Consider the following 23178-nt stretch of genomic DNA (forward strand, 5'->3'; position numbering starts at 1 on the left):
CGAGGTCAGCCGATGGCGGCGTCGACCGCGCGCTCGAACGGCTGGGAGAACCCCAGCCGGGCGGCGATGCTGGACAGCACCTCGTCCGGCAGGAGGTCGAGGTCGCCCGAGAGCGCGCCGAGCTCCATCTCGTCGAGGCCGAGGTCCGCGAAGATGGACAGGTCCCCGGCGGGGAGCACGCTGTCGAGCTCCTCCTCCTCGGGAACGGGCACATCGAGGTAGTCGAGGATCTGCTGGGCCAGCGGCCAGTCCCACGCCGCGGTGATGTCGGAGAGGAAAACGCTCACGTGCTCGCCGAAGACCCGTAAAGCCACGAAGAAGTCATCCCCCACGGCGACCATGCCAATCGTGGTCCCCATGCTGGGCGTCTGGCGCAGTGCGTGGACAAGGCCGCGCAGGTCGGAGGTGAGCGACACGGGAAGCATCTCCGCCTCCCAACGGTCGTCCTCTCGGTAGATCACGATGGCGAAGTCGAGCGCGTCTACGTCTGTCATCGTCATCCCCACCGGCACGGTCCTCACGTCACGTAATCGTCCCAGACTCGCAGACCCACCGTACGGCCCTCGGATCAAATTGTGATCAAAAGAGTCAGGCGACGTCGAGGGTCGTCCCAGGACACGGTAACTTTCTCAGCCATGGAGACCCTCGTCGTCGACCATCCGCTCGTCGCCCACAAGCTCACCGCGCTACGCGATGTGCGGACCGACTCACCGACGTTCCGCCGGCTCGCCGACGAGCTGGTGACGCTGCTCGCCTACGAGGCCACCCGGGACGTCCGCGTCGTCGACGCGACCGTCGACACCCCGCTCGCCCCTGCCCACGGCGTACGGCTGGCCCGCCCGGCGCCGCTCGTCGTGCCGATCCTGCGGGCCGGGCTCGGGATGCTCGACGGCATGACCCGCCTCCTGCCCACCGCCGAGGTCGGCTTCCTCGGCATGATCCGCGACGAGTCCACCCTCAAGGCGCAGACCTACGCCACCCGGCTGCCCGAGGACCTGTCCGGGCGCCAGTGCTACGTCCTCGACCCCATGCTCGCCACGGGCGGCACGCTGGCCGCGGCGGTCCAGTTCCTGTTCGACCGCGGCGCCGAGGACGTCACCGCGATCTGCCTGCTGGCCGCTCCCGAGGGCATCGCCGCCATGGACGAGGCGTTCAGGGACGGCGCCAGGCCGATCCGGATCGTGACCGCCGCGCTCGACGAGCGGCTCAACGAGAACGGCTACATCATGCCCGGCCTCGGCGACGCCGGAGACCGTCTCTACGGCGTGGTCTGACCCCTTCCGCCGTCCTCTCACGTCATAGTTACTCTGCGCACCCTTCGGGGTACTGTCAGTGACGACGACGTCTCCTCGCGTCAGCGCGAGCGGCGCCACAGGGAGAGCGATGAGCCAGCATTCGGGCGACGAGCACTACCAGGAGCTCGAGACCCTGCTCAGGGAGGAGTTCGCCGGGGTCCACCCCCCGGCGACCGTCACCCGGTGCGTTCAGGCTGCTCACCACGGTGCCCTGGAGGTCACCGGCGACGCGACCGCCGCACTGGTCGAGCGCATCGCCCGCAAGCACCTGCGGGTGCTGGCCACCGCCGCCGCGGAACGCGGCTGACGTCGCCCGGTCCGACGCGTACACCGTTCGCGTTTTACCGCTTTACCGAACGGGACGCCTGGGTAATGTATAGGTCATGGGAGTGGTGACGGCAGTGCAGGGCAAGAAGATCCTTAAGTGGGGGGCCATCGGTGTCGGGGCCTTCTACCTTCTGTCGCGGCCGACGGACGCGGCGCAGACGGTGCACGGGGCGTTCAACGGAGTGGTGAGCGCGGCCAACCAGATGGCAGTGTTCTTCGCCAGCCTGACATGAGACTTGTGACCCACGGGGACTCCGCCCCGTCGTCGGTCAACCGTTACCTTCTCCCCCATGAGCACCAGGTCATCATGGTGCGGCGCCATCCCGCCGTGCTGCTGCGCCCGGTCGCCGAGATCTTCGGCGGACTGATCCTCGCCGGAGTGCTCAGCAAGTTCCTGAACGACAACGGAGCGGGCCAGGGGATCGTCCTCATCTGGTGGGCCTGGCTGCTGCTGCTCATCCGCTTCGTCTGGAAAGTGGCGGAGTGGTCGGTCGACTACTTCGTCGTCACCTCACAGCGCATGCTCCTCACCACAGGGCTGATCACGCGCAAGGTCGCGATGATGCCCCTGGCCAAGGTCACCGACATGAGCTTCCAGCGCTCGCTCCTCGGCCGCATGCTCGGCTACGGCGAGTTCGTGATGGAGTCGGCCGGCCAGGACCAGGCCCTGCGCACCGTCCCCCACATCCCCTACCCCGAGACCTTGTACCTCGAGGTCTGCCAGATGATCTTCCCCAGCAAGGACGGGGACGACGACTGACGTCGCCTGTCCGTAGTTTCTGTACCGTGATCGAACCTACACCGTCGCGATTCTTGACGGAGGGTTACACGATTCGGTCGCTTCATGCCATTATGGCGACACCATTGACCATCCCCCGCCCTGTGAGATCAGATGCCGAGTCAGGGAACCATCGGTGACCGCGTCCGTGGATTGCGGTTAAGCAGGCGCATGTCTCAGGCTCAGTTAGCCGGGCCTGACCTGTCAGACAGTTACGTCTCCCTCATCGAGTCGGGGAAGCGGACGCCCACGCCGGTCGTCGCGCGACTCCTCGCGGAGCGACTCGGCTGCACCACCGAGTTCCTGCTGCACGGTATCGAGCCGCGGCAGCGGATCGACACCGAGCTGGGTCTCCGGCACGCCGAGCTGGAGCTGCATCACGGCGACCCCGCCGTGGCCGGTGACCGGTTCGGCGACATCGTCAAGGCGGCGGGCGAGGACAACGCCATGCTGGCCGCGCATGCCCGGCTCGGCATGGCGCGGGCACTGGAGGCGCAGGGGCGCACCGGAAGTGCCGTCGAGTCCTACGAACGGCTGCGCCGCGAGGCCGCCGCACACCCCGAGCGTCTCGCCGATCTTCCGCTGACCATCGCGCTGTGCCGGTGCTACCAGCGGGCCGGCGACCGGCTGCGGGCCCGTGACCTGGGCGCTCACGCGCTCGCACAGGCCGAGCAGCTCGGATTCGTCGAGGGTGAGCTGGCGGTCGATCTGGCGCTCGCGCTGGTCGAGGCCGAGACCGGCCTGCCGTACGTCGAGCGCGTGCTGGACGCGGCCGGACCGGTGACGGCGACCGACCGCAGCTCAGAGGTGCTCGCCCTGTGGCAGGCGAGCGTGACCGCGGCCGAGGGCGAGGACTCCGCGCTCGCCGTCCAGCTCGCGGAGGACGCTCTCGCGGCGGGCCGGCCGGCACGGATGGCCCTGCGATCCGCCCGGATCGCGATGCACTGGGCGAGGATCACGGCGGCGGATCCCGAGGACACGGACTTGGATCGAGCCAACCAGCTGGCCGAGACCGCCACCGACGTCCTCGCCGGTTTCCCGGCCGAGAAGCAGGAGCACGCGAGAAGTCTCGTCGTGCTGAGCCACGTCCGATTCCGGTCCGGTGACGCGGAATCCGCCACAGAGCTCGCCGAGCGGGCGCTGAACCTGCTGGCCGGTGGCCGCGGGACGACGGCGGCGGCCGCGTACATGGTTCTCGCCGAGATCGCTTTGGCACGGTCCGAAGACGCGGTTCCCACGCTGGAGCGCGCACAGGACATGCTCGACGCCGGTGTGTCCCTCGAACGCGACACCGCGCGCACCTGGCGGACGCTGGGAGACCTCTGGGGACAGGCCGGTGCGATCGACAGGCAGGCCGGGGCATATCGTAGGGCTCTGGAGGCCGTGGGAATCCGCGTGAACATACCGGGCTCCACGACCTCGGCGGTGCTCGCCCGATAGCCTCCCGGAGCTCCGGATTTGTTCTGGGGGCTCTGGAATAATTAGGGTCGACCAGTCATTCAATCATCGGATGACTGGTTACCCAGAGGAGGCTGACGTGAGCCTGCGGACGGCGCAGCGGGCGTCTCTCGTGGACCAGGTGATCGACCAGCTCAAGGAGCAGATCACCTCGGGTTCCTGGCAGATGCATGCCAAGATCCCAACGGAGACCGTCCTGGCCGAGCACCTCGGAGTCGGCCGGAACACGGTACGCGAGGCGGTGCGGGCGCTGACCCACGCGGGCCTGCTGGAGTGCCGCCAGGGGGACGGCACCTACGTACGGGCGACGAGCGAGCTGTCCGGCGCCATGGCCAGGCGGCTGCGGGCGGCCGAGCAGCTCGAGATCCTCGAGGTGCGGCGGGCACTGGAGGTGGAGGCGGCCCGGCTCGCGGCGACCCGGCGCACCGACCAGGACATCTCGTCGATCGAGGCGGCACTGGCCGAGCGGGAGAAGGCCTGGGCGGACGGCGACCCCGAGAGCTTCGTCGAGACCGACCTCGCCTTCCACGTGGCCGTGGTGGAGGCCACGCACAACCAGGTGCTGATCGACCTTTACAGCGACTTCTCGGCCGCCCTGCGGGCGAGCATCGCGGCGGCGGGCGGCTCCCTGGAGCAGAACTACATCCCGCACGACGCGATAGTCAGGGCCATCGCGGCGGGCGACGCGACCGCGGCCGAGCGCGCCGGCCACGCGTGCATGGAGCACATCCTGATCGCCCTCACCGAGTCGCCGACGCTCACCTCCTGATCAGGCGAGGCTCCTGGCCTTTGATCAGCTGAGGCGCAGGGACATCACCATGTAGCGGAAGTCGGGGTCGTCGCCCTCGTTCGAGATCAGGGCGGGGCGGGTGGGCGAGTCGAGGTGGATCCGGACCCGCTCGGTCTCGACCCCGGCGAGCCCGTCGAGCAGGAAGTGCGGCTGGAAGGCGATCTGGAGCTCCTCTCCCTCCAGGTCCGCCTCGACGACCTCGGCTCCCCGGCCGATGTCGCCGCCTCCTGCCTGGATCAGCACCTGGCCCTGGGAGAAGGCCAGGCGGACGGGGGTGTGACGCTCGGCGACCAGCGCCACCCGCTTGACCGCCTCCACGAGCGGGGCCACCGCCAGCTCGGCGTAGGTCGGCCACTGCTGGGTGAGCCGGCTGCTGTAGTCGATGAACTGCTCGTCCATCAGCCGCACCGTCGTCGTGCGCCCCTGGCTCTCGAAGCCGGCCACCGTGTCGCCGATGCCGATCGACACCTCCCCGCCCCGCAGCGCGCGGGCCACCTCGACGAGCACCCGTGCGGGCACCACGACACCGCGCCGCTCGTCCTGCCGCTCGGGGTGCCAGAGCAGCTCCCTGGCCGCGATGCGGTAACGGTCGGTGGCGGCCATCGTCACCCGCACGCCCTCGATGTCGACCCGGACGCCGGTGAGCATGGGCAGCGAGTCGTCGCGGCTCGCGGCGGCGGCGACCTGGCCCACGGCCGTGGCGAAGACGCCGCCGCCGACGACGCCGATGCTCGGCGGCATCGCCGGCATGGACGGGAAGTCCTCATCCGGCATCGTCAGCAGGCCGAACTCCGCGCTGCCACAGGTCAGCACCGCCTCGGCACCGCTGGTCACGATCTCGACCGGCCGGGCCGGCAGGCTCCGGGTGATCTCGGCGAGGAGCCGCCCCGGGATCAGCACGCGCCCCGGCTCGGCGACCTCGGCCTCGATGTCGGCCCGTGCCGACACGTCGTAGTCGAAGGCCGAGATCCGCAGATCGTCCGCGGCGTCCAGCAGCAGGCCGGCGAGCACGGGAAGCGCGGGACGGCCCGGCAGCACGCGCGCCGCCCACGCCACCGCGTCGGCCAGCACATCACGATTCACCTGGATCTTCATCCGACCTCCCGTTCACGCCGCACTCGCCTGCCAAACGTAACCCGCGCCACCGACAGAACGCGCCCCTACGGCTGTTCGGGCCCTAACGGCTGTTCAGAAACGCGAGCACCGCGAGCACGCGCCGGTTGTCGTCGTCGGAGGGCGCCAGGCCCAGCTTGGCGAAGATGCCGGCCGTGTGCTTGCCGACCGCGCTCTCACTGAGATAGAGCCGCTGGCCGATCGCGGCGTTGGACCGGCCCTCGGCCATCAGCTCCAGGACCTCACGCTCCCGTGGTGTGAGGAGGGCCAGCGGCTCGCTGCGGGCATTGCTCACCAGCAGCTTGGCGATGACCTCGGGATCCATGGCCGTGCCCCCGCCGGCCACCCGGCGTACGGCGTCGATGAACTGATCGCCGTTGAACACCCGGTCCTTCAGCAGGTAGCCGATCCCGCCCGTGCCGTCGGCCAGCAGCTCCCGGGCGTACAACTGCTCGACGTGCTGCGACAGCACGAGGATCGGCAGCCCGCGGACGAGCCGGCGAGCCTCCAGGGAGGCCTGGAGGCCCTCGTCCGTGAAGGTCGGGGGGAGCCGTACGTCGACGACGGCGACGTCGGGGCGCTCACGGACCAGGGCGTCGAGCAGCTCGGGGCCGGACTCGACGGCGGCGACGACTTCGAACCCGTGCGCCCTGAGCAGGTGGACGAGGCCCTCCCGGAGCAGGTGCAGGTCCTCCGCCAGCACTACGCGCACACGCCGACCTCCGCCTCCCTTTGCCGCGCGGACAGGACCACGCCGGTGGTGAGCATCGCGCCCCCCAAGAGGATCATGCCGATGATGACCGGCCATTGGAAGGGCTCGGCCACGTGCATCGCGAGGAACCACGACTTCACCCGCACTCCGGCGAGCTTGAGCCCCATCGTCACGAGTCCCTGCGGGAACAGCGGGATCCAGCAGAGCGTCCAGCACATGGCGATGACGATCGTCCGCCAGTCGGCGATGGGTGACCGCCTTGGGGCGGCGAAGGCCCTCGGCAGCTCGATCACGGCCGTCGTCGGCCCGCCCGGGGGGCTGCTGACGGCGAGGATCCCGTCGAACGCGCCGATCCTGCGCTCGATGCCGTTCAGGCCGGTGCCACGGGAGGCGTCCGCGCCGCCGTGCCCGTCGTCGGTCGTCGTGACGCGCAGGACCGGCCCTTGGTGGCTGATGTCGATCCACACCTCGCCCGCGCCGCCGTGCCGCACGGCGTTGGAGAGCAGCTCGCTCACGGCGAAGTACGCGGCGGACTCGATCGGGGCCTCGGGCCGGCCGGGCAGGTCGACGGTCACGTGCGTGCGCAACGGGGTGTCCAGGGCGATGGCGCGCACGGCGTCGCCGAGACCGCGCTCCGCGAGCACAGGGGGATGGATTCCGCGCACGAGCCGGCGCAGCTCCTGGAGGGCGGTCGCGGAGGCGTCACGCGCCCGGCCGAGCAACGCCCTGGCGGCGTTCGGGTCGGTCTCCAGAAGCTCCTCGGCCGCGCCGATCGTCATGCCGATGGCCACCAGGCGGGCCTGGGCGCCGTCGTGCAGGTCACGCTCGATACGGCGCAGCTCCGCCGCCTGCGAGTCCACGACCTCCGTACGCGCGGCGGACAGGCGGTCCACCTGCTGGGCGAGCCTCGCCTTCCGCGTCGGGCCGAGCATCGCCTCGGCCACCCGCCCATACGCCCGCACGGCCCTGGGGGCGTACCACGGCGCGACGCCCGCGCCGAGGGCCGTCCAGACCACGCCGAGAGGATCGCCCGAGACGAGTCGGACCACGCCCAACACGGCGAGCAGCACCGGGGCCGCCACGACGAGGCCGGTTGTCCACAGGTTCATGAGCAGGAAGGTCAGGTCCCGCCAGGTCGCGGGATCCTTGAACAACCAGTTGAGCCGCTGGTTGAACGAGGGGATCAACGGTGTCCTGTAGAGCTTGCGGCCGTCCCGGTACCACCCGTCGTGCAGCGGCACGGGCGGGGGAGGCGCCGGCAGGTACGGGACGTCGATCCGGGTGCCCGTCAGCCGCAGGACCAGCGACCGGTGCAGTCCGATCGTCGCCCGCGCGAGCCGTACGGCCGGGGGGAACGCGAAGACGAGGCCCAGCATGAAGCTGAGCAGCACCCCCGCGAGCGTGATGAGGCCGACGATCTGCCCGAGCAGCGCCAGCCCCAGAAGCGCCGTCCCGCCGCCGAGCGCCGTAAGTGTTCTGCGCACCATGCGCCCAGTCTGAGCCAGGCCGTACGGCGGCGCACTGCTCCCAGACGCCCGGAAACGGTGGAGGTAGGCACACCCCGGCCGGGTCTCCAGGCGCATTCCCGGCGCGCCCGCCGGTTCCTAGCGTCGCCGGCATGGCAATCATCAGTGTGGAACACCTCCGCAAGGCCTACGGGACGCGGGTGGCGGTCAAGGACGTCTCGTTCTCCGTCGAGGAGGGCGAGATCTTCGGGATCGTCGGACGCAACGGCGCGGGCAAGACGACGACGGTCGAGTGCGTGGCGGGGCTGCGCACACCCACGTCGGGGACGGTCCAGGTGGACGCCGACCTCAAGGAGCAGGTCGGCGTCCAGCTCCAGGACTGCTCGCTGCCCGACAAGATCAGGGTCGGGGAGGCGCTCGGCTTGTTCGCCTCGTTCTACTCACACCCCGCCGACTGGCGCGAGTTGCTCGCCGAGGTCGGCCTCGACGAGAGTGTCCCGTTCGCGAAGCTGTCCGGCGGGCAGCGCCAGCGGCTGTCGATCGCGCTCGCGCTCGTCGGCGCCCCCCGGATCGCGATCCTCGACGAGCTCACCGCGGGGCTCGACCCCCAGGCACGGCGGGACACCTGGGAGCTGATCGCCCGGATCAGGGACCGCGGCGTGACCGTGGTGCTGGTCACCCACTTCATGGAGGAGGCCGAGCGGCTGTGCGACCGGATCGCGGTCATCTCCGAAGGCCGCGTAAGGGCGGTGGACACACCCGCCGGACTGGTGGCGCGGTCGGGCGGGAGCGAGCGGCTCGTCTTCCGCACGACCGCCTCCGTCGAGGCCCTGCGCGACCTGCCCGAGGTCGCGTCGGTCGGCAGGGACGGCGACAAGGTCGTGGTCACAGGATCCGGTGACCTGCTCGGAGCGGTGGTGGCCGTGCTGCCCACCTCCGTCTTGTCCGGCCTGCGGGTCGAGCGGGCCACGCTCGACGACGCGTTCCTCTCCCTGACCGGCCACACCGCCTCGTAGGAGACCCCGATGACCACGACCACCCGTCCCGGCCGGCCGGCCGCCGTCGAGACCCGCCCGTCGCCCGGCGACCCCCCTCGTCGTGACTTCAAGGAGACCCCGATGACCACGACCGCCCGTTTCGGCAGGCTGGCCGCCGTCGAGACCCGACTGTTCCTTCGTGAGCCCGCCACGGTGTTCTTCTCGGTGCTGCTGCCCGTCGCGCTGCTGCTCGTGCTCGGCACCTCGATCCCCGCCTTCCGCACGCCCGACCCCGCGCTCGGCGGCCTGCGCGTAGTGGACGCGCACCTGCCGGCGATGATGGTCCTGCTGTCGGTGATGACGCTCGCGCTGAGCACGCTGCCGATCACACTGGCCGTCTACCGGGAGCGCGGCGTGCTGCGGCGGATGTCCACCACGCCCGTACGTCCGAGCATGCTGCTGGCGGTCCAGCTCACGCTCAACACGACCGTGGCGGTCGTCGCCACCGTCCTGACGCTGGGCTTGGGCCACCTCGTCCTGCGGGCGCCGGCCCCCGGGGCGCCGTGGTGGTTCGCGGCCGTGCTCACGCTGGGGGGCCTGGCCATGTTCGCCCTCGGGCTGGCCCTCGCCGCCGTGGCCTCCGGATCCCGGATGGTGCAGGGCACGGGAACCATCCTGCTGTTCCCTCTGCTGTTCTTCGGAGGTATGTGGGTGCCCCGGCCGACGATGCCGGACCTCCTGCGGAGGATCAGCGACTTCACGCCGAGCGGCGCCTTCGGTCAGGGCCTGCTCGACGCCATCGGCGGACACGCCCCTCAGGCGCTCCACCTCGCCGTGCTCGCCGTGTGGGCGCTGGCCGCCGGCCTCGTCGCCGCCCGGTCCTTCCGCTGGCAATGACCTTTCAATTGGATCGATCGTTCTAGTATGATGAGCTTCATGGCGAGGGTGAAGGAGTTCGACCCGGACGTGGCCCTCCAGGCGGCGCTGGAGCTGTTCTGGGAGCGCGGCTACGAAGGGACGTCCATGGCGGACCTCGTCGAGCGTCTCGGGATCGGCCGCGCGAGCCTCTACGCCACCTTCGGCGACAAGCACGCCCTGTACATGAAGGCCCTCCGGCGCTACGCCGAGCTGCGGGACCCCTCGCCCGTCGAGACGCTCGCCCAGCCAGGGCCGGTGCTGCCCGCCGTACGGGCCGTTCTCCGGGACTACTGCGAGCTCTCGATCGCGGACGCGCGGGGATGCCTGGTCGTGAACGCGGCGGCCGAGATGCTCCCGTCGGACGAGGAGGTCGGCAGGTTCGTCAGTGGCAGGTGGGCGGAGCTGGAGACCGCTCTCACCTCGGCCCTCATCCGGGCCCGCGCTCAGGGCGAGCTCGGGGAGGGCACGGACCCGAAGGCGCTCGCCCGGCTGCTCCTGGTCCTCATGCAGGGGCTCCGGGTCATGGCCAAGGCCTCCCCCGAACCGGCTCGCCTTCAGGACGCCACCGAGCAGGCACTGGCTCTCCTCAAATAGAACGATCAGTCCAGATAGGAGCGGGAAGATGCGGTTCGCTGACAAGGTGGCCCTGGTGACGGGAGGCGGCGGCGGGATCGGGCGCGCCGTCGCCAGGGCGTTCGCCCGTGAGGGCGCGACGGTGGTCGTGACCGGCCGCGGCGAGGAGCCGCTCCGGGAGACGGTCGCGCTCATCGAGTCGGCGGGCGGGACCGGGTCGTTCATGACGGCCGACGTCACCCGTTCGGCCGACGTGGCCCTGCTGGTCCAGGACATCGTCTCCCGGCACGGCGGGCTGGACATCGCGGTCAACAACGCCGGGGTGTTCGCCCTGGGGACCGTGGCCTCCCTCGACGAGGCCGAATGGGCACGCGTGATGGACGTCAACGTGAAGGGCGTGTTCCTGTCGATGAAGCACGAGGTCGCGGCGATGCGGGAGCGTGGCGGCGGTGTCATCGTCAACCTCAGCTCGACCGTCGGGGCGCATCGGAGAATGCCGAACACGGCGGCGTACGCCGCGTCGAAGGCGGCCGTCAGCGCGCTCACCAGGACGGCGGCCCTCGACCACATCCGCGAGGGCATCCGGATCAACGCGATCAGCCCCGGCCCGCACGACACGCCCATGTCGATGCGCCCGGGTGAGGACGAGGCGGCCCGAGCGGCCCGCGTCAAGAAGTCGGTGCCGATCGGTCGTGTCGGCAGGCTGGAGGAGCTCGCGTCGAGCGTGCTGTGGCTGGCGTCCGACGAGGCCGGGTTCGCGGTCGGCCAGGACTTCGTCCTCGACGGCGGCGTGGCCGCGTGACCGCCTCGCCTCCTGTCGTGGCCACCTCGACGGCGGCGTGGCGGCTTCCACCGCGCCGTGACGCGGGATGCTTACCTGGCGGGTAATCGCCTGGCGCCGGGCCGGTGGATAGCTTCGAAGGGTGACAGAGGCTCAGATCTACCAGCGGCCCTTCGGCGAGCTGCTCCGGCAGTGGCGCGAGCACCGGCGGCTCAGCCAGCTCGACCTCTCCGTGCAGGCGGAGGTCTCCAGCAGGCATCTCAGCTTCCTCGAGACCGGGCGGGCCAACCCCAGCCGCGACATGGCGCTCCACCTGGCCGAGCACCTCGACATCCCCCTGCGTGAACGCAACGCCTTGCTGCTGGCCGCCGGCTACGCGCCGGTGTACGCCGAGTCGGCGCTCGACTCGCCGCGGATGGCGGCCGTGTGCGACGCGATCCGCAGGCTCCTGAGCGCCCATGATCCCTACCCCGCTCTGGTGGTCGACCGGGGGTGGAACATGGTGGACGCCAACGCCGGCATCGGGCTGCTCGCCGAGGGCATCGACCCCGACCTGCTCGGCAACGTGCTGCGGGCGAGCCTCCACCCTGAGGGCCTCGCCCCCCACATCGTCAACCTCGGCGAGTGGCGGGCGCACCTGCTGGGACGGCTCAAGCGCCAGATCTCGCTCACCGCCGACCCCGGTCTGGCCGGCCTGTACGCGGAGCTGCGCGGCTACCCCTGCGACCAGCCGGAGCCCGAGGTGGAGGTGCCCAGCCCCGGCGACATCCTGATACCCCTGAGGATCCGCCGGGGCGGGCGTGAGCTGTCGTTCTTCAGCATCGTCGCGACCTTCGGGACGCCTCTCGACGTCACCGTCTCCGAGCTGGCCATCGAGTCGTTCTACCCCGCCGACCCCACGACCGCGGCGTTCCTGCGCGACGCCTCTTCGTGATTGGGCTATTCCCTATTCGGTGCCCTGTGCTGCCACAATTCCGGCAAGACATCATGTTTTCCGGGGGAGGCCACGGTGCCCACGAGGGTGCTCGCTCATACTTTCGCGATCGACGCCGCTCCTGAGACGGTGTTCGCGCACCTCACCACGCCGGAGAGCTACGTCGGCCTGTCACCCCTCGTGGTGGCGGTGAAAGACGTGGACACGCCGGAGCCCGGCGTGATCCGGTACACCGCCGTCGAGCGGTTCCGGTTCCTCGGTCTGATCACGCACGACAACCCCATCCGGGTGACCCTGCACGCCTCCGCCCTCTCGGTCCGCGGCGAGGTGAGGAGCCCCGGCGGGGTGCGGATGTCGTACCGCTTCGACATGGCCCCGGACGGCGCCGGAACCCGCGTCGACGACCGGCTGGAGTTGTCCGCCCCGTGGTTCCTGATCGCGTACGCCGCCGGACAGGCCCGCAAGGTCCAGCTCGCCCGAGCGCGGATCTTGGCGGAGCGGTTGCCGGCGCGTTCCTCGTGAGCCCGTGAGAAGCTGGAGCTCCAAACTGTGGAGGTAGATCCCATGGTCGTGCTCGCCCACGTCAGCGACATCCACATCGACGGTGACGAGCGGAACACCGCGCGAGCTGCTCGGGCGCTCGGTTACGCTCGTTCGCTGCGGCCCGACGCGATCCTCCTCACCGGGGACATCGCCGACCACGGGGCGGTGGAGGAGTATGAGATCGTCCGCGAGCTGACCGCCGGGGGCGACGTGCCGCTCGTGCTGTGTCCCGGCAATCACGACACCCGGGGGAACCTCCGCAAGGTGCTGCTGGAGCAGGACGGCGACCACCCGGTCAACCAGGCGCTGAACCTTCCCGCCGCGACCATCGCGCTCTGCGACTCCAGCATTCCCGGCCGCGACGACGGCGACCTCGACGACGACACCGTCAACTGGCTCGACTCCGTGCTCACCGCCACCCCCGGCGTCCCCGCGCTGGTCGGCATGCACCATCCGGCGGTCGAGCTGGGCATCCCGTACGTGGACGAGATCAGGCTCGGACGGGCCGAGCGGCTTCGGGAGGTCCTGGAACGGCACTCGCACGTGGTGGCCGTCCTGGCCGGCCACGCGCACACCGCGGCCGCCACCACTTTCGCGGGGCTGCCGCTGCTGGTCGCGCCCGGGGTGGCCAGCACGGCGCTGCTGCCGTCCGAGACGACCGCCCGGCCGCCGGTCGACCTCGGCCTGCCCCCGGCCATCGCCGTCCATGTGCTCCACGACGGCCGGATCACCACGCACTTCCGTCCCGTGCCCTGATCGCGGATCACTCGTCTGGCGGCCACTCATCCGGGGCCGGGAGCGAGGAGGCCGCATGAGGCGCTCCGATCAGACGGTGTGACGAGCGCGGACGATCTGCGGATAACGGATGGTGAAGAGAGCGGGCAGGACGAACCCGCAGATCTTGACGGTGACGATCGCGGCCGTGGCCTGAGGGGCCACGGCGAACAGCAACGCCAGGACGAGGGCGTTCAGCGTGAAGGCCGCCGCCCAGACGGCCGTGATCACAGCGTTCACCCGGTAGAACAGCGGCGTCGAGTGCACATCCTCCGGGGTCGTCCGGCGGGCGATGCCCAGGGTGAACGGCCTGCGCATCGCCAGCGAACCCCACGCGGTCAGGGCGAGCCACCCCACGGAAACCGCTGGGCCGTATTCGCCGAAGGGCGCGGGCGAGACGGTGAGCGCGGCGGCCGTCAGCCCGGCGAAGAAGACCGCGGAGCTCACCTCGATCACGAGCTCGTCCCAGCCCCGCCCGCCGCGCCGGTCGCCGGCCAGCAACAGGAGGGACAGCAGGAGCCCGGCGGCCGCGCCGTACCTGGCCTCCCCGTTCGTGCTCAGCACGGCGAAGGCGATCCAAGGAAGAAAGGTGCGCAGATACCGGAGCATGGGGGGTTCCTTCACAGGACATTCCATGATTGACATGTCGAACTTAGAACGTCCTGTAATGACATGTCAACGTAGGAAGATAGGCTTGTCACATGAGCCTCCGTCACAGCATGCTCGGCCTTCTGGCCGGCGGCCCCGCAAGCGGTTACGACCTGCTGAAGATCTTCGAGAGCTCCCTGAACAACGTGTGGTCGGCGACGCAGAGCCAGGTGTACGCCGAGTTGAGCCGCCTGGCGGACACCGGCCAGATCGAGGTCTCAGCCGAGGGCCCGCGCGGCCGCAAGGAGTACGCGATCACCGAGGAGGGACGGGCCGAGCTGCGCCACTGGCTGACCGAGGTCGAGCCCCAGCCCTTGCGGCGCAACGACATGCTGCTCCGCGTCTTCTTCCTCGACCAGCTCGGGCCCGAGGAGGCCAGGCGGTTCCTGGAGCAGCGGGCGGCCCGGGCGGAGCAGACCCGTGACGAGCTGCTCGAACTGCGCGAGACGGTGAACCAGGGCGATGACGCGCTGCACGTCTACGGGAGCATGGCCCTGGAGTGGGGGCTGCGCTTCACCGCGATGCAGCGCGAGTGGGCCGAGTGGGCGGCCGACCGGGTGGCGAGCCTCGGCGCCCACAGCCGTTGACCGCCCACAGCCGTAGACCGCCCGTACCTCGCCCGCGCCTTGACCGGCCGCACTGAGGCCGGGGCTGACCGCCGGAGCGGCCGCGGTCACTTCAGCGAGGAGGAGACCACCTTCGGCTTGCCGGCGCCGAGGAAGAAGATGCCGGGGAAGCCGGCCGTCTCGAACCCCGCGCTGCGGTTGCGGCGCAGCGTCGAGCCCTCGATCGCCAGCGTACCCGTGCGGTCGTTGCTGACGAAGAAGACGGCGCCGCCGCCCTCCCTGGCCTGGTTGTCCTGGATGACCGATCCGGCGATCCGCACGGTGAACCGGTTGCCGTCGGTGTAGATCGCGCCCCCGCTGCCGCCGCCCGGAGTGCCGCCCTTGGCCGGGTTGGCGCCCCGGCCGATCGCCCTGTTGTGCGTCATGACGCTGTTGAGCACGACCCAGGACACCCCGATGCTGCTCAGCGCGCCGCCGTTGGAGCAGACGCCGCCCTGGCCGGCCGCCCCGCCGAACGTGCTGTGCACGACGTAGACCGGCAGGTCGCGTGACTGGTCGAGCACGCGGATGGCCGCTCCGCCCAGGTCGGGGCCGGTGGAGTCGCAGCGGTTGCGTACGAACCTGGAGTTGACCACCTTGAACCGGCCGCCCCGTACGAAGATCGCACCGCCGCCTCCGCCCTCGGCCCGCTGACCGGTGGAGTTGCCGTCGGCGAGCGTCAGGTTCTGCACGGCGAGCTGGGGCCGCTCCTGGTCCTGGCAGTGCGACGTCGTCCACCCCTGGGCCTTGTCGCAGGTGTTCATGTAGAGGATGCGCCGGGTGCCGCCGCCGCTCAGCGTCACCTTCCCGCCTCCGTCGAGCACGACGCGCGCGCTGACGTTCCGCACCTTGGCGGTGGCCCTCATCTTGATCGTCACCGGCTTCCGGCCACAGGAGAAGGTGATGATCCCGCCCTTGGCGACGGCTGAGACGACCGCCTGGGAGGTGCAGCTGCCGGGCGTGCCGTTCCCCACCACCCGCGTCGGGCGGGACGTGTTCACGGCCCGCGCCTCGGGAGGCACGACGGCCCGCCCGCTCGGGTTGCCGGGGGCCGACGCGGGCCGCGTGCTTGCACGACCCTCGGCGGAGGGGGCGGCCGAGGCCGCGGAGGCCCACGCCGGTAGGACGGACAACACGGAAATGACGGCGACCAGACCGCGGGTGAGACGCATGGGGCGATGCTATTGGGCGATCGATGACCGCATCGTCACCTTTGAGCTACTCGTCCACCATCGACGGCCCGCGCAGCCGCCATCCCAGAGGTACGGCTGGTGGCGGGCGGGAACACGACGAAGGCACGGGCGGCACCACCGGCTGATCCAGGCGGCCCGGCCGGTCTACGGCCGCCTGAACGCGAAGCCGTCACGGGTGTTCCGCTTCGAGGAGATACGCGAGGCGCATCGCGTGATGGAGGCCGGCGAAGCCGGCGGCAAGATGGTGGTCGTCCATTCCTGACCGGCTCTCTGTAGGGTCTCAAAGCTCATGGCATACGGCGCGTCGGTGACCTGCAAAGCTTGATCCTGTCTCAAGCGTTTGGCGGCTGATTTGTCTCACCGATTTGGCATTTTCCTCGCGTGATCTCCGTCGGCAGCACCGACGGCTGGGCCAGGCGGTCACTGTGGTCGACCCCGGCTTTTCTCCGCCGACAACCTGACCTATCTGATACGTGCCAGCGGGCACTTCACCATCTGGATCAAGATGCGCGAGGGCAGCGCCCGGGCCAAGCAGGGCTCGCCCGCCAAGGTCGCTACACCGAGATCGCCGATAACCTCCGGATCAAGGAGGTCAAGCTGGACGGCACCCTCGCTCGGCGGTGGATCATCTGCCACAACCCGCCTGAGGCGCGCAGATGCGGCCTTGCGACAGCGGATCGCAAATCGTGTCGTTCACCGGCACTGCTGGGTGCCGCTGCCGTAGATGCACGAAGGCCCCGCGCTCGGGCGGGGCTTAAGGCTCATCGGAGTTGCCTCCTGCGCGGAGGCTATCGTGGCCGCCGCCGTATCGCCAGCACGAGGCGAACAAGTTTTGGTGCAAGAGGGTGAATCGAGGCCCTTGGGCGGCCGAAGGGCGTTTTTCCCGCCACGCCGGCTACCTGGCGACTCGCATCCCAGCCAGTGGACGGGACGATCAGGCGAGGAGCCCCTACTGAGCCGCTCACCTTGGGGCCAGACCAATCAAGGAGTGCAGCCGCGCGCCAGACGAGCGGCGCGCAGCTCTCGAAAGCCGCGATCATGATCTGCGGCCTGGTTCCCCGCGACACGCCCGAGTTTCTGTTCCGTAGGCGATGAGCTGGCTCTTTCTTGGAGACCACCGTTTGCGGTTGCATGCCAGAGATACGGGCTCCTAGCGTAGAACCACAACATGTAGTGGTGTCAGCGATGGCGAACTCCACAACTTGTGTTTCTTCGGCATGCCCGGACCAACACCCTTCGTGAGCCTCGCGGTTCTCGCCTGCCGAAGCGCCCTGCGGGTGCGGAGTTCGCTGGATCTACGACGAATGGCGAGGCGAGTATGGCGTCTGACGAGCTGGCCACAGGCACTACCGCCGAGGCCGCCCTGGTAGAGCTGAACCATGGTCAGCCAGGCCCGGCGACCGTGGCGCTACTGCAGCAGATGGGACGCCAATGCACGCGATCCTTACGGACCAACTTCCCGCCGCCTGAGGGCTACACCTGGTGGAGCGACGACGCCGTCGACCACCTGCTCGCCGACATGTTCGACCGGGAAGATCGAGACAATCCCGGACAGGGACACAAGTTCCTTCTCAACTGCTACCTCCGGGCCACGGGTGGGCCATCCCTAGAACGGCTGCTGCTGGCCACGATCGAGAACTTCCTCAAGGACCAGGCCAAGGGCACCGCCCGTGGCCAACTCCGGCGAAGGCTGCAGACGCTCTTTGAAGCCGACGAGCGGTTCCATCCCATTGCAAAAGACTGCTGGATGCTGGCCAGTGGGCCCCCTACTAGATGGCAAGGTGATCTCGCGACCTTGGAGCGCGCCGCCTTCGGCGTGCGCGGCGTGGAGATCACTCGGTGGAACCATTCCGGTAAGACCCCGCGTGCGACCACGGAGACTCTCCTGACGGTCGTAGAAGCGGTCCTCGAGGCGGCTCAGGGGGCTGTATACATCGAAGATCTTGCTCGGGTTGTGCAACAGCGTTTTCGGTTGCTTCGTGAGCCGAACTTCGTGCCCTTCGAGGATCAGAATGATCAACCCGAGCGGGTTGACGCCGTCGATGTTGGCGTGCGGGCACGTGAGCTGTTCGGGCTGCTGTCGCCGGAGGAGCGCAGGTTGGTGCCGATCCTCGGTCAGCGGAGTCGATGGAAGGAGGTTCTGGGAACGGGACGGGCCCAGGCTGCTGCGATAGGGGAGGCGCTCATCGGACAGTTGCGCCTGGCCACTGTGGACGACGCCGACCATGACATGGTGGTGATGGCGTTGGTGGAGTTGTGCGGCGGACTCGACGACCCGGGTTAGGTCGTCTGTCGATAGGGACAGAGGTGGCGCGAGGTCGAGCGGAGGGGCAGCATGTCGTCGGTGGGACGAGATGGAGAGCAGGGGCTGGGTCGGCTCATGGCCGCAGTCGGCGCGGTCCGGATACCCAACGAGGTCCGAGCGTTGGTCCAGGCCGAGCCTGATGACCCGGCTCCCGCCCAGCTGTGGCGGGCACGCTGGCATGAGGTAGTCGAACTGCTGCTGATCGTGGAGGTGGACGACGCCGTCGTCGCCATGCCGATCTCGCTGGATGGCCGGCACGCCGACGCGCGGACGCTCGTACTCGCGCCTGATCAAACCTCGCTCGCCGTGGCGCTGGTCGCCTGGTCGGATCTGGCACGCCGGATTCCCATGTGTGTCCTCGACCGTCAGATCGGGACCGTCGCAGTGGACGTATCGCGATCGGGATGGGAGGTCGCCGCGATCGTCGAAGGCGCCCGGTGTGGCAGCGACCCGGTCAGCCCCGTCGATCCTCGGCATGACGAACGGGCCAGGCTGGACGATGCCATGCATGTGTTCGCCGAAGCGACGTGGGCACCCTCGGGGACGGGAGAGCTCGCCCGCCTGCTAGCTTCGGCCTCCGTCAGCCCGCAACAGCTGGTCGATACGCTGGACGTCACGCCACAGCGAGCGCTGGCGCTGCGACGGGGACAAGTTCCCGTGTCGGATGCAGAGGCGGCAGCGCTGGCGCCAATGCTGGGCATCAGCGAGCAGGAGGTGTTAGAGGCTAACGCTCCACCACCAGCGGGATTGATGGCGCAAATGAGCAGGCCACATCGCCGGGCGCAAGTGGTACGACTGGCCCGGCAACGGGGCATCACCGAGCACAGCGCCTGGCTGGCGGCGACCTACGGGGTGAACGCGCAAGCGGCGCGCCAGACCGGCCTGTCCCGAGAGCCGGCATGGGAGGAACGCATCGACCGCTACTTCCAGGCGACCTTGGAGGGCTGATGCCGCTCGTGCTGCGTGAGCTGGTCGACGCCCAGGTGGCGGCGATGCTGCGGGTGCTGGAGCAGGTCTCTCCCGGAGCGGCCACGCGACTCGGCACCGACCCTTTCGCCGCGTTGTCGACGTTCGTCGATCTCGAAGTGCGGCTGGTCCCCGAGGCAGCAACCGATAGCCATTCCGGTAACTCGGAATGCAGCGTGGCCGGGGTATACATCTATGACGCGGTGCCGCCCGTGTTGGGGGTAGCGACCTCTGCCAGCGCCGGCCGCCGGGCGTTCACTGTGTTGCACGAGTTCGGTCACCATCTCCAGCAGACTCAGACGACGCTGGCCGACTTGCTGCTGGAGCAGTCTGACGCCGGGATCACGCTGGAAGACGCGGCGTGTGACGCTTTCGCCGCCGAGATCCTTTTACCCACCTCGCTGGTCGACCGGTTCGTCGGCACCCGCGGCCCGACCGCCGCTCAAATCGTGGATCTATGGCAGACGTCGGTGGCCTCGCGGGCCGCCGCGTGTGTTCGGGCCGCGCAACGTCTCTCGAGCCCAGGACACGTCGCGCTGCTGGACGGGGACGGCAAGGTGTCCTTCGCCGCCAGCGTCGGCCTTCCTCCCATCGCCCGCGGTAGCGCGCAGGGCGACATCGGTACGGTCCGCGAGGCCTTGGCCGGGTCCGGACGTGCCACTGGACGTACTCGCGTACGGTACCGCGACGGTATTCATGGCGATGACCTGTATGCGCAGGTTGTGCCCATGGGCGGCTATCTCCTCCTGATGGCAGTCACCGACGGTGCGCCGTGGCTGAACTTCTCGCCTTCCTCTTCCGCCCCAGGACCGGTGGCTCCGGGCTGGGTGTGCGAGCACACCGAATGCGGCCACGAGTTCTTCTCTTTCGACGCCCGATGCCGGGGATGCGGACGTCCCCCCTGCCCGGAGTGCCAGCGGTGCCAGTGTCCGCCCAGGGTGCGCGAACAGACTTGTCCTCGCTGCTTCCAGCGGTTGCCCGCCTCGATGTTCCCGGGCGGGTCGGCGTTCTGCTCCGAGTGTTCCTGAGATTTCTCTGCCTGGTGTGGCGAGTGAGCTGAATTAGGTCGTCTGTCCTTGGTGTGAGGCCCCGATCCTGCGCGGCCGCACCAGGTGACACGCCAACGCCGACGACGCCCACCTCGCACCGTAGGTCGGCGGAAGAGGACACACGGAAGAGTTCATGGATCTGACAACTACCCCGGCGGCCTTCAGCCACTTCGACACCGAGCTCAATCTCGATCCTGCCGAACGAAACAAGGCGATGGACCGTCACCAGGAGATCACCGACGTCCTCACGGGAGCGGGGATCGCCTCCTCCACGTTCCTGCAGGGCAGCTTCGCCCGCAAGACCATGCCCAAGCCGCTGAAGGACGTCGACATGGTCATCGTTCTGAGCGAGGAATTCCGCGCAGCATGGTTCGGCCCGGGCAAAGACGGGCCCGCGGCCGCGATGGCCCAGCTCCGCCGCGAGATCGAGAAGCACTGGTCGGATGCCCGCTTCGACGTCGACGACAAGCCCGCCCACGCACTGCAGGTCACCTTCCCCGACTGCAGCTTCACCGTGGACCTGGTCCCGGCCTTCGCCGATGCCGACGGGGGCGAGGACGTGTTCATCGCCGACCGGGAGCTCGACCGCTGGGAGCGATCCAACACCCGCACCCTGCGCCGGGTGGTAGCCGAGCGCAACCAGGCGACCGGGGGCGTATTCGTTCACCAAGTTCGTATGGGCAAGGCGTTCAAGAGCGATAAGCCGCAGCTGCAGGACCTGTGCGGGTTGGTCATCGAGTCGCTGTGCTTCGGGGCGATCACCAAGAAGATGGCGCACGCGACCGCCATGGTGGCCTTCTTCGAGCACGCGGCCACGGCGGTGAGGGGACAGGTGATGGACCCGACCGGGGCCGACGACCTGGCCGAGGAGTGGACGTCGGCCGACCGGAAGGCCTACAGCGAGGTCTTCGCGACGGCGGCGGCATGCGGCAGGGAGGCCCTCAGCCTGGCCGCCGACGGCGAACACGAGGCGGCCATCGAGATCTGGCACTCCGTGTTCGGCGACCCGTTCCCGGCACCACCTCCGCAGACGCCTGCCCAGGCGCTGGCCGCGCTGGCGGCCGGCAGCATCACCTCCACCGGCCGCGCCGTCACCTCCCGGCGCGGAGTCGAGCCGAACAGGCCGGCGAGGTCGTGGCGTACCCGGTGACCGCGGCGCTCGACCATCCCGCCGAGGCAGCCGAACACCTCCTCCGCCACGCCGACCTGTACGGCGTGGCGGAGGCCACCGGCCGCGTCGGATGGCAAGGAGCAGCCGTGTTCGAACTGACCCTGCTGCCCCTGCCCGCACTCGCCGCCAACGGCTATCCCGCCGAGCGGGTGCGGCTGGTGATCATGCCGCCCGGCGATCGGATCCATGTCTACCCGCGTTCGAGCGCCGGACGCCGCTTCAAGCACCGCAACTCGGAGCCCACTGACCTGTGCCTGCAGTACGACCGCGATGATCCCGCGCTGCGGTGGCTGCCCGAGGACGGCCTGGAGCCGCTCATCACCCTGATCCACCGGCACCTGATGTTCGAGGAGGCATGGCGACGCACCGACGTCTGGCCGTGCGAAGATGCCCCGCACGGTGACGGCGATGATGCGCCGCACCGTATTCGCACGCCCGAGATGCGTAGGGAACGACACCGATGGGTCCGACGCTGCTGATCACTCACTTAGCCACCGCCCAGGCCCCCGAGCAGTCGGCTCTGTTCTCGGTAGGCCTGGCTGTCCTTGGATCGAGCGTGCTCGCCGGAGTGCTCGGTACCCTCCTGGGCAACGCGCGGGCCAACGCCGCCGTCCGGCGTGACCGCTACGCACAGGTGGTCCGCTGCCTTGTAGCTTGGGCCGAATATCCCTACCGGATCCGGCGGCGCACGGATGACGAGCCCGCCACGCTGTCGGCGCTCGCCAACCACGGACATACCCTGCAAGAACAGCTCGCCGAATCGAAAGCCTGGGTCGCCGCCGAGAGCCAGGCCGTCAGCAAGGTCTTCGACTCCTGCCTGAAGGAGCTCAGCGCTCGCGTCTCACCTGCATGCATAGCCGCTTGGCAGGCGCCACCCGTGACGACCGCCGCAGCAATGGTTCTCGGCGATGTCGGCCCCCGGGACGTCGATCAAATCGTCGCTCGCCTAGAGTTCGCGGTCATCTACCGATTCGGATACCGCCGCCTCATGTGGCAACGATGGACAGTGCGGCGTCTCCGACGACGCGGCTGCCTGCCAACCCCGAGAAGGCCAAGCTCGACTGAGCTGGGGGAAGAGCGCGATGTTGGCGTTGCCGGGGGAAATGCACGTGGGTGCCCGCCGCGGTGGCGGGGCAGGCCGTCGCCGTCGAGTGCGCCCGGCAGCGAGGGGGAGTAGGTTGCGCCGGGCCATTCCAGCTCGGCCTCGGCCAGGCGGACGAGGATGCCGTTCTTGCCGTGCACCCGAACTCGCTGCTGAGCTCGTTTTCGACCTTCTTCTCCGATCACCCCTTGATCTCTTGCACGAGCTGGACCACCAGCTCCACCAGCCCATCCATCATCTCGGTCTGCATGTCCAGCACAGCGCCGCCAGCAAGGTCAACCCAATCGCCTGCGGGACCGCGGCGAACTCAATAGAGGCCGTCAGCGGGATGCGCGAGCTGCAGGCGGACCGACTCGGTCAGCGCAGCTCGAGCTCCGCCGAAGTCGGCCAGCCGGGCCGCCGAACCTAGCCCGCGCGGGATCAACCTGCACATCCTTTCTGGGATCTGCGCCGGCCTGCACCGGCCCGGCGGGCAAACCGTGGCCGACAAGATGCTGTTCATGGTCGCGGCGATGGCCGCCGAGATGGAGCGCGACCTGATCCGCGAGCGAACCCTGGACGGCCTTGCGGCCGCCGCCGCCCACGGCCGCAAGGGCGGCCGGCCCACCGCCGTCAGCCCTGAGCCGTTCGGCATCCGGTGGGCCGCCGCCCTGGTTCGTCACTTCGTCGGACCCACCATCAGTAGCGGTCCTTCCTGACA

Annotated in this window: 27 protein-coding genes; 21 read left to right on the top strand and 6 right to left on the bottom strand. The window is 69.5% G+C overall.

What is annotated here, in order from left to right; all coding sequences use genetic code 11:
* Positions 1 to 5: 5 nt before the first annotated feature.
* Complete coding sequence (locus tag AB0B72_RS24450) at positions 6 to 500, bottom strand: tRNA adenosine deaminase-associated protein (RefSeq protein WP_367741242.1); 495 nt, start codon at positions 498 to 500, stop codon at positions 6 to 8.
* A gap of 135 nt (positions 501 to 635) precedes the next feature.
* Here AB0B72_RS24450 and upp point away from each other — a divergent pair, with 135 nt between their 5' ends.
* The 6 genes from upp to AB0B72_RS24480 all read left to right on the top strand — a co-directional run bounded on the left by upp (position 636) and on the right by AB0B72_RS24480 (position 4627).
* Positions 636 to 1274, top strand: a complete 639-nt coding sequence (gene upp / locus AB0B72_RS24455; protein WP_367741243.1) for a uracil phosphoribosyltransferase — start codon at positions 636 to 638, stop codon at positions 1272 to 1274.
* Positions 1275 to 1383: 109 nt separating this feature from the next.
* Positions 1384 to 1602 carry a hypothetical protein gene (locus AB0B72_RS24460; RefSeq protein ID WP_367741244.1) on the top strand — a complete coding sequence of 73 codons (219 nt, stop codon included), beginning with the start codon at positions 1384 to 1386 and terminating at the stop codon, positions 1600 to 1602.
* 76 nt (positions 1603 to 1678) lie between these two features.
* Positions 1679 to 1855, top strand: coding sequence for a hypothetical protein (locus AB0B72_RS24465; protein WP_367741245.1), 177 nt, complete (start codon positions 1679 to 1681; stop codon positions 1853 to 1855).
* The gene (locus AB0B72_RS24470; RefSeq protein ID WP_367741246.1) at positions 1852 to 2382 is read left to right on the top strand and encodes a PH domain-containing protein; all 531 of its coding nucleotides are present in this window, start codon (positions 1852 to 1854) and stop codon (positions 2380 to 2382) included. Before AB0B72_RS24465 ends, AB0B72_RS24470 begins: the two co-directional genes overlap by 4 nt.
* Positions 2383 to 2514: 132 nt before the next feature.
* Entirely contained in the window at positions 2515 to 3840 is a 1326-nt protein-coding gene (locus AB0B72_RS24475) for a helix-turn-helix domain-containing protein (RefSeq protein ID WP_367741247.1), read from the top strand.
* Between the two features lie 97 nt (positions 3841 to 3937).
* Positions 3938 to 4627 (top strand): FadR/GntR family transcriptional regulator, encoded by a 690-nt coding sequence (locus AB0B72_RS24480; protein WP_367741248.1) that lies wholly within the window; start codon positions 3938 to 3940, stop codon positions 4625 to 4627.
* Positions 4628 to 4651: 24 nt separating this feature from the next.
* On the opposite strand, the gene dnaN is transcribed toward AB0B72_RS24480, so the two are convergent.
* The 3 genes from dnaN to AB0B72_RS24495 form a co-directional block, all read right to left on the bottom strand.
* Complete coding sequence (dnaN, locus tag AB0B72_RS24485) at positions 4652 to 5743, bottom strand: DNA polymerase III subunit beta (RefSeq protein ID WP_367741249.1); 1092 nt, start codon at positions 5741 to 5743, stop codon at positions 4652 to 4654.
* 82 nt (positions 5744 to 5825) lie between these two features.
* Positions 5826 to 6473: a response regulator gene (locus AB0B72_RS24490; protein WP_367741250.1), complete on the bottom strand. Its 648-nt coding sequence runs from the start codon at positions 6471 to 6473 to the stop codon at positions 5826 to 5828.
* Entirely contained in the window at positions 6464 to 7960 is a 1497-nt protein-coding gene (locus tag AB0B72_RS24495; RefSeq protein WP_367741251.1) for a sensor histidine kinase, read from the bottom strand. Before AB0B72_RS24495 ends, AB0B72_RS24490 begins: the two co-directional genes overlap by 10 nt.
* A gap of 131 nt (positions 7961 to 8091) precedes the next feature.
* Here AB0B72_RS24495 and AB0B72_RS24500 point away from each other — a divergent pair, with 131 nt between their 5' ends.
* The 7 genes from AB0B72_RS24500 to AB0B72_RS24530 all read left to right on the top strand — a co-directional run bounded on the left by AB0B72_RS24500 (position 8092) and on the right by AB0B72_RS24530 (position 13421).
* Complete coding sequence (locus AB0B72_RS24500; protein WP_367741252.1) at positions 8092 to 8955, top strand: ABC transporter ATP-binding protein; 864 nt, start codon at positions 8092 to 8094, stop codon at positions 8953 to 8955.
* A gap of 9 nt (positions 8956 to 8964) precedes the next feature.
* Complete coding sequence (locus tag AB0B72_RS24505) at positions 8965 to 9813, top strand: ABC transporter permease (RefSeq protein WP_367741253.1); 849 nt, start codon at positions 8965 to 8967, stop codon at positions 9811 to 9813.
* Positions 9814 to 9852: 39 nt separating this feature from the next.
* Positions 9853 to 10428, top strand: coding sequence for a TetR/AcrR family transcriptional regulator (locus AB0B72_RS24510; protein WP_367741254.1), 576 nt, complete (start codon positions 9853 to 9855; stop codon positions 10426 to 10428).
* A gap of 28 nt (positions 10429 to 10456) precedes the next feature.
* Entirely contained in the window at positions 10457 to 11209 is a 753-nt protein-coding gene (locus tag AB0B72_RS24515; protein WP_367741255.1) for an SDR family NAD(P)-dependent oxidoreductase, read from the top strand.
* A 121-nt stretch (positions 11210 to 11330) separates the two neighbouring features.
* The gene (locus tag AB0B72_RS24520) at positions 11331 to 12122 is read left to right on the top strand and encodes a helix-turn-helix domain-containing protein (RefSeq protein ID WP_367741256.1); all 792 of its coding nucleotides are present in this window, start codon (positions 11331 to 11333) and stop codon (positions 12120 to 12122) included.
* A gap of 75 nt (positions 12123 to 12197) precedes the next feature.
* A complete protein-coding gene (locus AB0B72_RS24525; RefSeq protein ID WP_367741257.1) occupies positions 12198 to 12644 on the top strand; it encodes an SRPBCC family protein in 447 nt (148 codons plus the stop codon).
* A gap of 27 nt (positions 12645 to 12671) precedes the next feature.
* Complete coding sequence (locus tag AB0B72_RS24530) at positions 12672 to 13421, top strand: metallophosphoesterase (RefSeq protein ID WP_367741258.1); 750 nt, start codon at positions 12672 to 12674, stop codon at positions 13419 to 13421.
* Positions 13422 to 13490: 69 nt separating this feature from the next.
* On the opposite strand, the gene AB0B72_RS24535 is transcribed toward AB0B72_RS24530, so the two are convergent.
* Entirely contained in the window at positions 13491 to 14048 is a 558-nt protein-coding gene (locus AB0B72_RS24535) for a hypothetical protein (protein WP_367741259.1), read from the bottom strand.
* Positions 14049 to 14140: 92 nt separating this feature from the next.
* Between AB0B72_RS24535 and AB0B72_RS24540 the strand changes: the two genes are divergently transcribed.
* Positions 14141 to 14674: a PadR family transcriptional regulator gene (locus tag AB0B72_RS24540; RefSeq protein ID WP_367741260.1), complete on the top strand. Its 534-nt coding sequence runs from the start codon at positions 14141 to 14143 to the stop codon at positions 14672 to 14674.
* Positions 14675 to 14760: 86 nt separating this feature from the next.
* Here AB0B72_RS24540 and AB0B72_RS24545 read toward each other — a convergent pair whose 3' ends face one another.
* On the bottom strand, positions 14761 to 15864 hold the full coding sequence (locus AB0B72_RS24545; protein ID WP_367741261.1) for a hypothetical protein: 1104 nt from the start codon (positions 15862 to 15864) through the stop codon (positions 14761 to 14763).
* On the opposite strand from AB0B72_RS24545, the gene AB0B72_RS24550 reads away from it, so the two are divergent.
* The 7 genes from AB0B72_RS24550 to AB0B72_RS24580 all read left to right on the top strand — a co-directional run bounded on the left by AB0B72_RS24550 (position 15863) and on the right by AB0B72_RS24580 (position 23176).
* Entirely contained in the window at positions 15863 to 16147 is a 285-nt protein-coding gene (locus AB0B72_RS24550) for a zinc-binding dehydrogenase (RefSeq protein WP_367741262.1), read from the top strand. The two genes, AB0B72_RS24545 and AB0B72_RS24550, sit on opposite strands and share 2 nt — an antisense overlap.
* 1056 nt (positions 16148 to 17203) lie before the next feature.
* Positions 17204 to 18169: a hypothetical protein gene (locus AB0B72_RS24555; protein ID WP_367741263.1), complete on the top strand. Its 966-nt coding sequence runs from the start codon at positions 17204 to 17206 to the stop codon at positions 18167 to 18169.
* A 96-nt stretch (positions 18170 to 18265) separates the two neighbouring features.
* On the top strand, positions 18266 to 19138 hold the full coding sequence (locus AB0B72_RS24560) for a hypothetical protein (protein ID WP_367741264.1): 873 nt from the start codon (positions 18266 to 18268) through the stop codon (positions 19136 to 19138).
* Positions 19138 to 20184 (top strand): ImmA/IrrE family metallo-endopeptidase, encoded by a 1047-nt coding sequence (locus AB0B72_RS24565; protein WP_367741265.1) that lies wholly within the window; start codon positions 19138 to 19140, stop codon positions 20182 to 20184. Before AB0B72_RS24560 ends, AB0B72_RS24565 begins: the two co-directional genes overlap by 1 nt.
* A gap of 154 nt (positions 20185 to 20338) precedes the next feature.
* Positions 20339 to 21355: a hypothetical protein gene (locus tag AB0B72_RS24570; protein ID WP_367741266.1), complete on the top strand. Its 1017-nt coding sequence runs from the start codon at positions 20339 to 20341 to the stop codon at positions 21353 to 21355.
* Positions 21352 to 21855, top strand: a complete 504-nt coding sequence (locus tag AB0B72_RS24575; RefSeq protein WP_367741267.1) for a hypothetical protein — start codon at positions 21352 to 21354, stop codon at positions 21853 to 21855. Before AB0B72_RS24570 ends, AB0B72_RS24575 begins: the two co-directional genes overlap by 4 nt.
* A 1102-nt stretch (positions 21856 to 22957) precedes the next feature.
* Positions 22958 to 23176 carry a recombinase family protein gene (locus tag AB0B72_RS24580; RefSeq protein ID WP_367741268.1) on the top strand — a complete coding sequence of 73 codons (219 nt, stop codon included), beginning with the start codon at positions 22958 to 22960 and terminating at the stop codon, positions 23174 to 23176.
* The last annotated feature ends 2 nt before the right edge of the window (positions 23177 to 23178 follow it).

The organism is Microbispora sp. NPDC049125, assembly GCF_040802045.1.
Taxonomy (GTDB): domain Bacteria; phylum Actinomycetota; class Actinomycetes; order Streptosporangiales; family Streptosporangiaceae; genus Microbispora.

Excerpts from the sequence above, each read along its gene's own strand:
- AB0B72_RS24510 (WP_367741254.1), top strand. The coding sequence starts at position 9,853 with ATGGCGAGGGTGAAGGAGTTCGACCCGGACGTGGCCCTCCAGGCGGCG.
- AB0B72_RS24535 (WP_367741259.1), bottom strand. The coding sequence starts at position 14,048 with ATGCTCCGGTATCTGCGCACCTTTCTTCCTTGGATCGCCTTCGCCGTG.
- AB0B72_RS24495 (WP_367741251.1), bottom strand. The coding sequence starts at position 7,960 with ATGGTGCGCAGAACACTTACGGCGCTCGGCGGCGGGACGGCGCTTCTG.
- dnaN (WP_367741249.1), bottom strand. The coding sequence starts at position 5,743 with ATGAAGATCCAGGTGAATCGTGATGTGCTGGCCGACGCGGTGGCGTGG.
- AB0B72_RS24515 (WP_367741255.1), top strand. The coding sequence starts at position 10,457 with ATGCGGTTCGCTGACAAGGTGGCCCTGGTGACGGGAGGCGGCGGCGGG.
- AB0B72_RS24470 (WP_367741246.1), top strand. The coding sequence starts at position 1,852 with ATGAGACTTGTGACCCACGGGGACTCCGCCCCGTCGTCGGTCAACCGT.
- AB0B72_RS24570 (WP_367741266.1), top strand. The coding sequence starts at position 20,339 with ATGGATCTGACAACTACCCCGGCGGCCTTCAGCCACTTCGACACCGAG.
- AB0B72_RS24545 (WP_367741261.1), bottom strand. The coding sequence starts at position 15,864 with ATGCGTCTCACCCGCGGTCTGGTCGCCGTCATTTCCGTGTTGTCCGTC.
- AB0B72_RS24475 (WP_367741247.1), top strand. The coding sequence starts at position 2,515 with ATGCCGAGTCAGGGAACCATCGGTGACCGCGTCCGTGGATTGCGGTTA.
- AB0B72_RS24465 (WP_367741245.1), top strand. The coding sequence starts at position 1,679 with ATGGGAGTGGTGACGGCAGTGCAGGGCAAGAAGATCCTTAAGTGGGGG.
- AB0B72_RS24460 (WP_367741244.1), top strand. The coding sequence starts at position 1,384 with ATGAGCCAGCATTCGGGCGACGAGCACTACCAGGAGCTCGAGACCCTG.
- AB0B72_RS24550 (WP_367741262.1), top strand. The coding sequence starts at position 15,863 with ATGGGGCGATGCTATTGGGCGATCGATGACCGCATCGTCACCTTTGAG.
- AB0B72_RS24565 (WP_367741265.1), top strand. The coding sequence starts at position 19,138 with ATGCCGCTCGTGCTGCGTGAGCTGGTCGACGCCCAGGTGGCGGCGATG.
- AB0B72_RS24555 (WP_367741263.1), top strand. The coding sequence starts at position 17,204 with ATGGCGTCTGACGAGCTGGCCACAGGCACTACCGCCGAGGCCGCCCTG.
- AB0B72_RS24505 (WP_367741253.1), top strand. The coding sequence starts at position 8,965 with ATGACCACGACCACCCGTCCCGGCCGGCCGGCCGCCGTCGAGACCCGC.
- AB0B72_RS24540 (WP_367741260.1), top strand. The coding sequence starts at position 14,141 with ATGAGCCTCCGTCACAGCATGCTCGGCCTTCTGGCCGGCGGCCCCGCA.
- AB0B72_RS24450 (WP_367741242.1), bottom strand. The coding sequence starts at position 500 with ATGACGATGACAGACGTAGACGCGCTCGACTTCGCCATCGTGATCTAC.
- upp (WP_367741243.1), top strand. The coding sequence starts at position 636 with ATGGAGACCCTCGTCGTCGACCATCCGCTCGTCGCCCACAAGCTCACC.
- AB0B72_RS24500 (WP_367741252.1), top strand. The coding sequence starts at position 8,092 with ATGGCAATCATCAGTGTGGAACACCTCCGCAAGGCCTACGGGACGCGG.
- AB0B72_RS24560 (WP_367741264.1), top strand. The coding sequence starts at position 18,266 with ATGGCCGCAGTCGGCGCGGTCCGGATACCCAACGAGGTCCGAGCGTTG.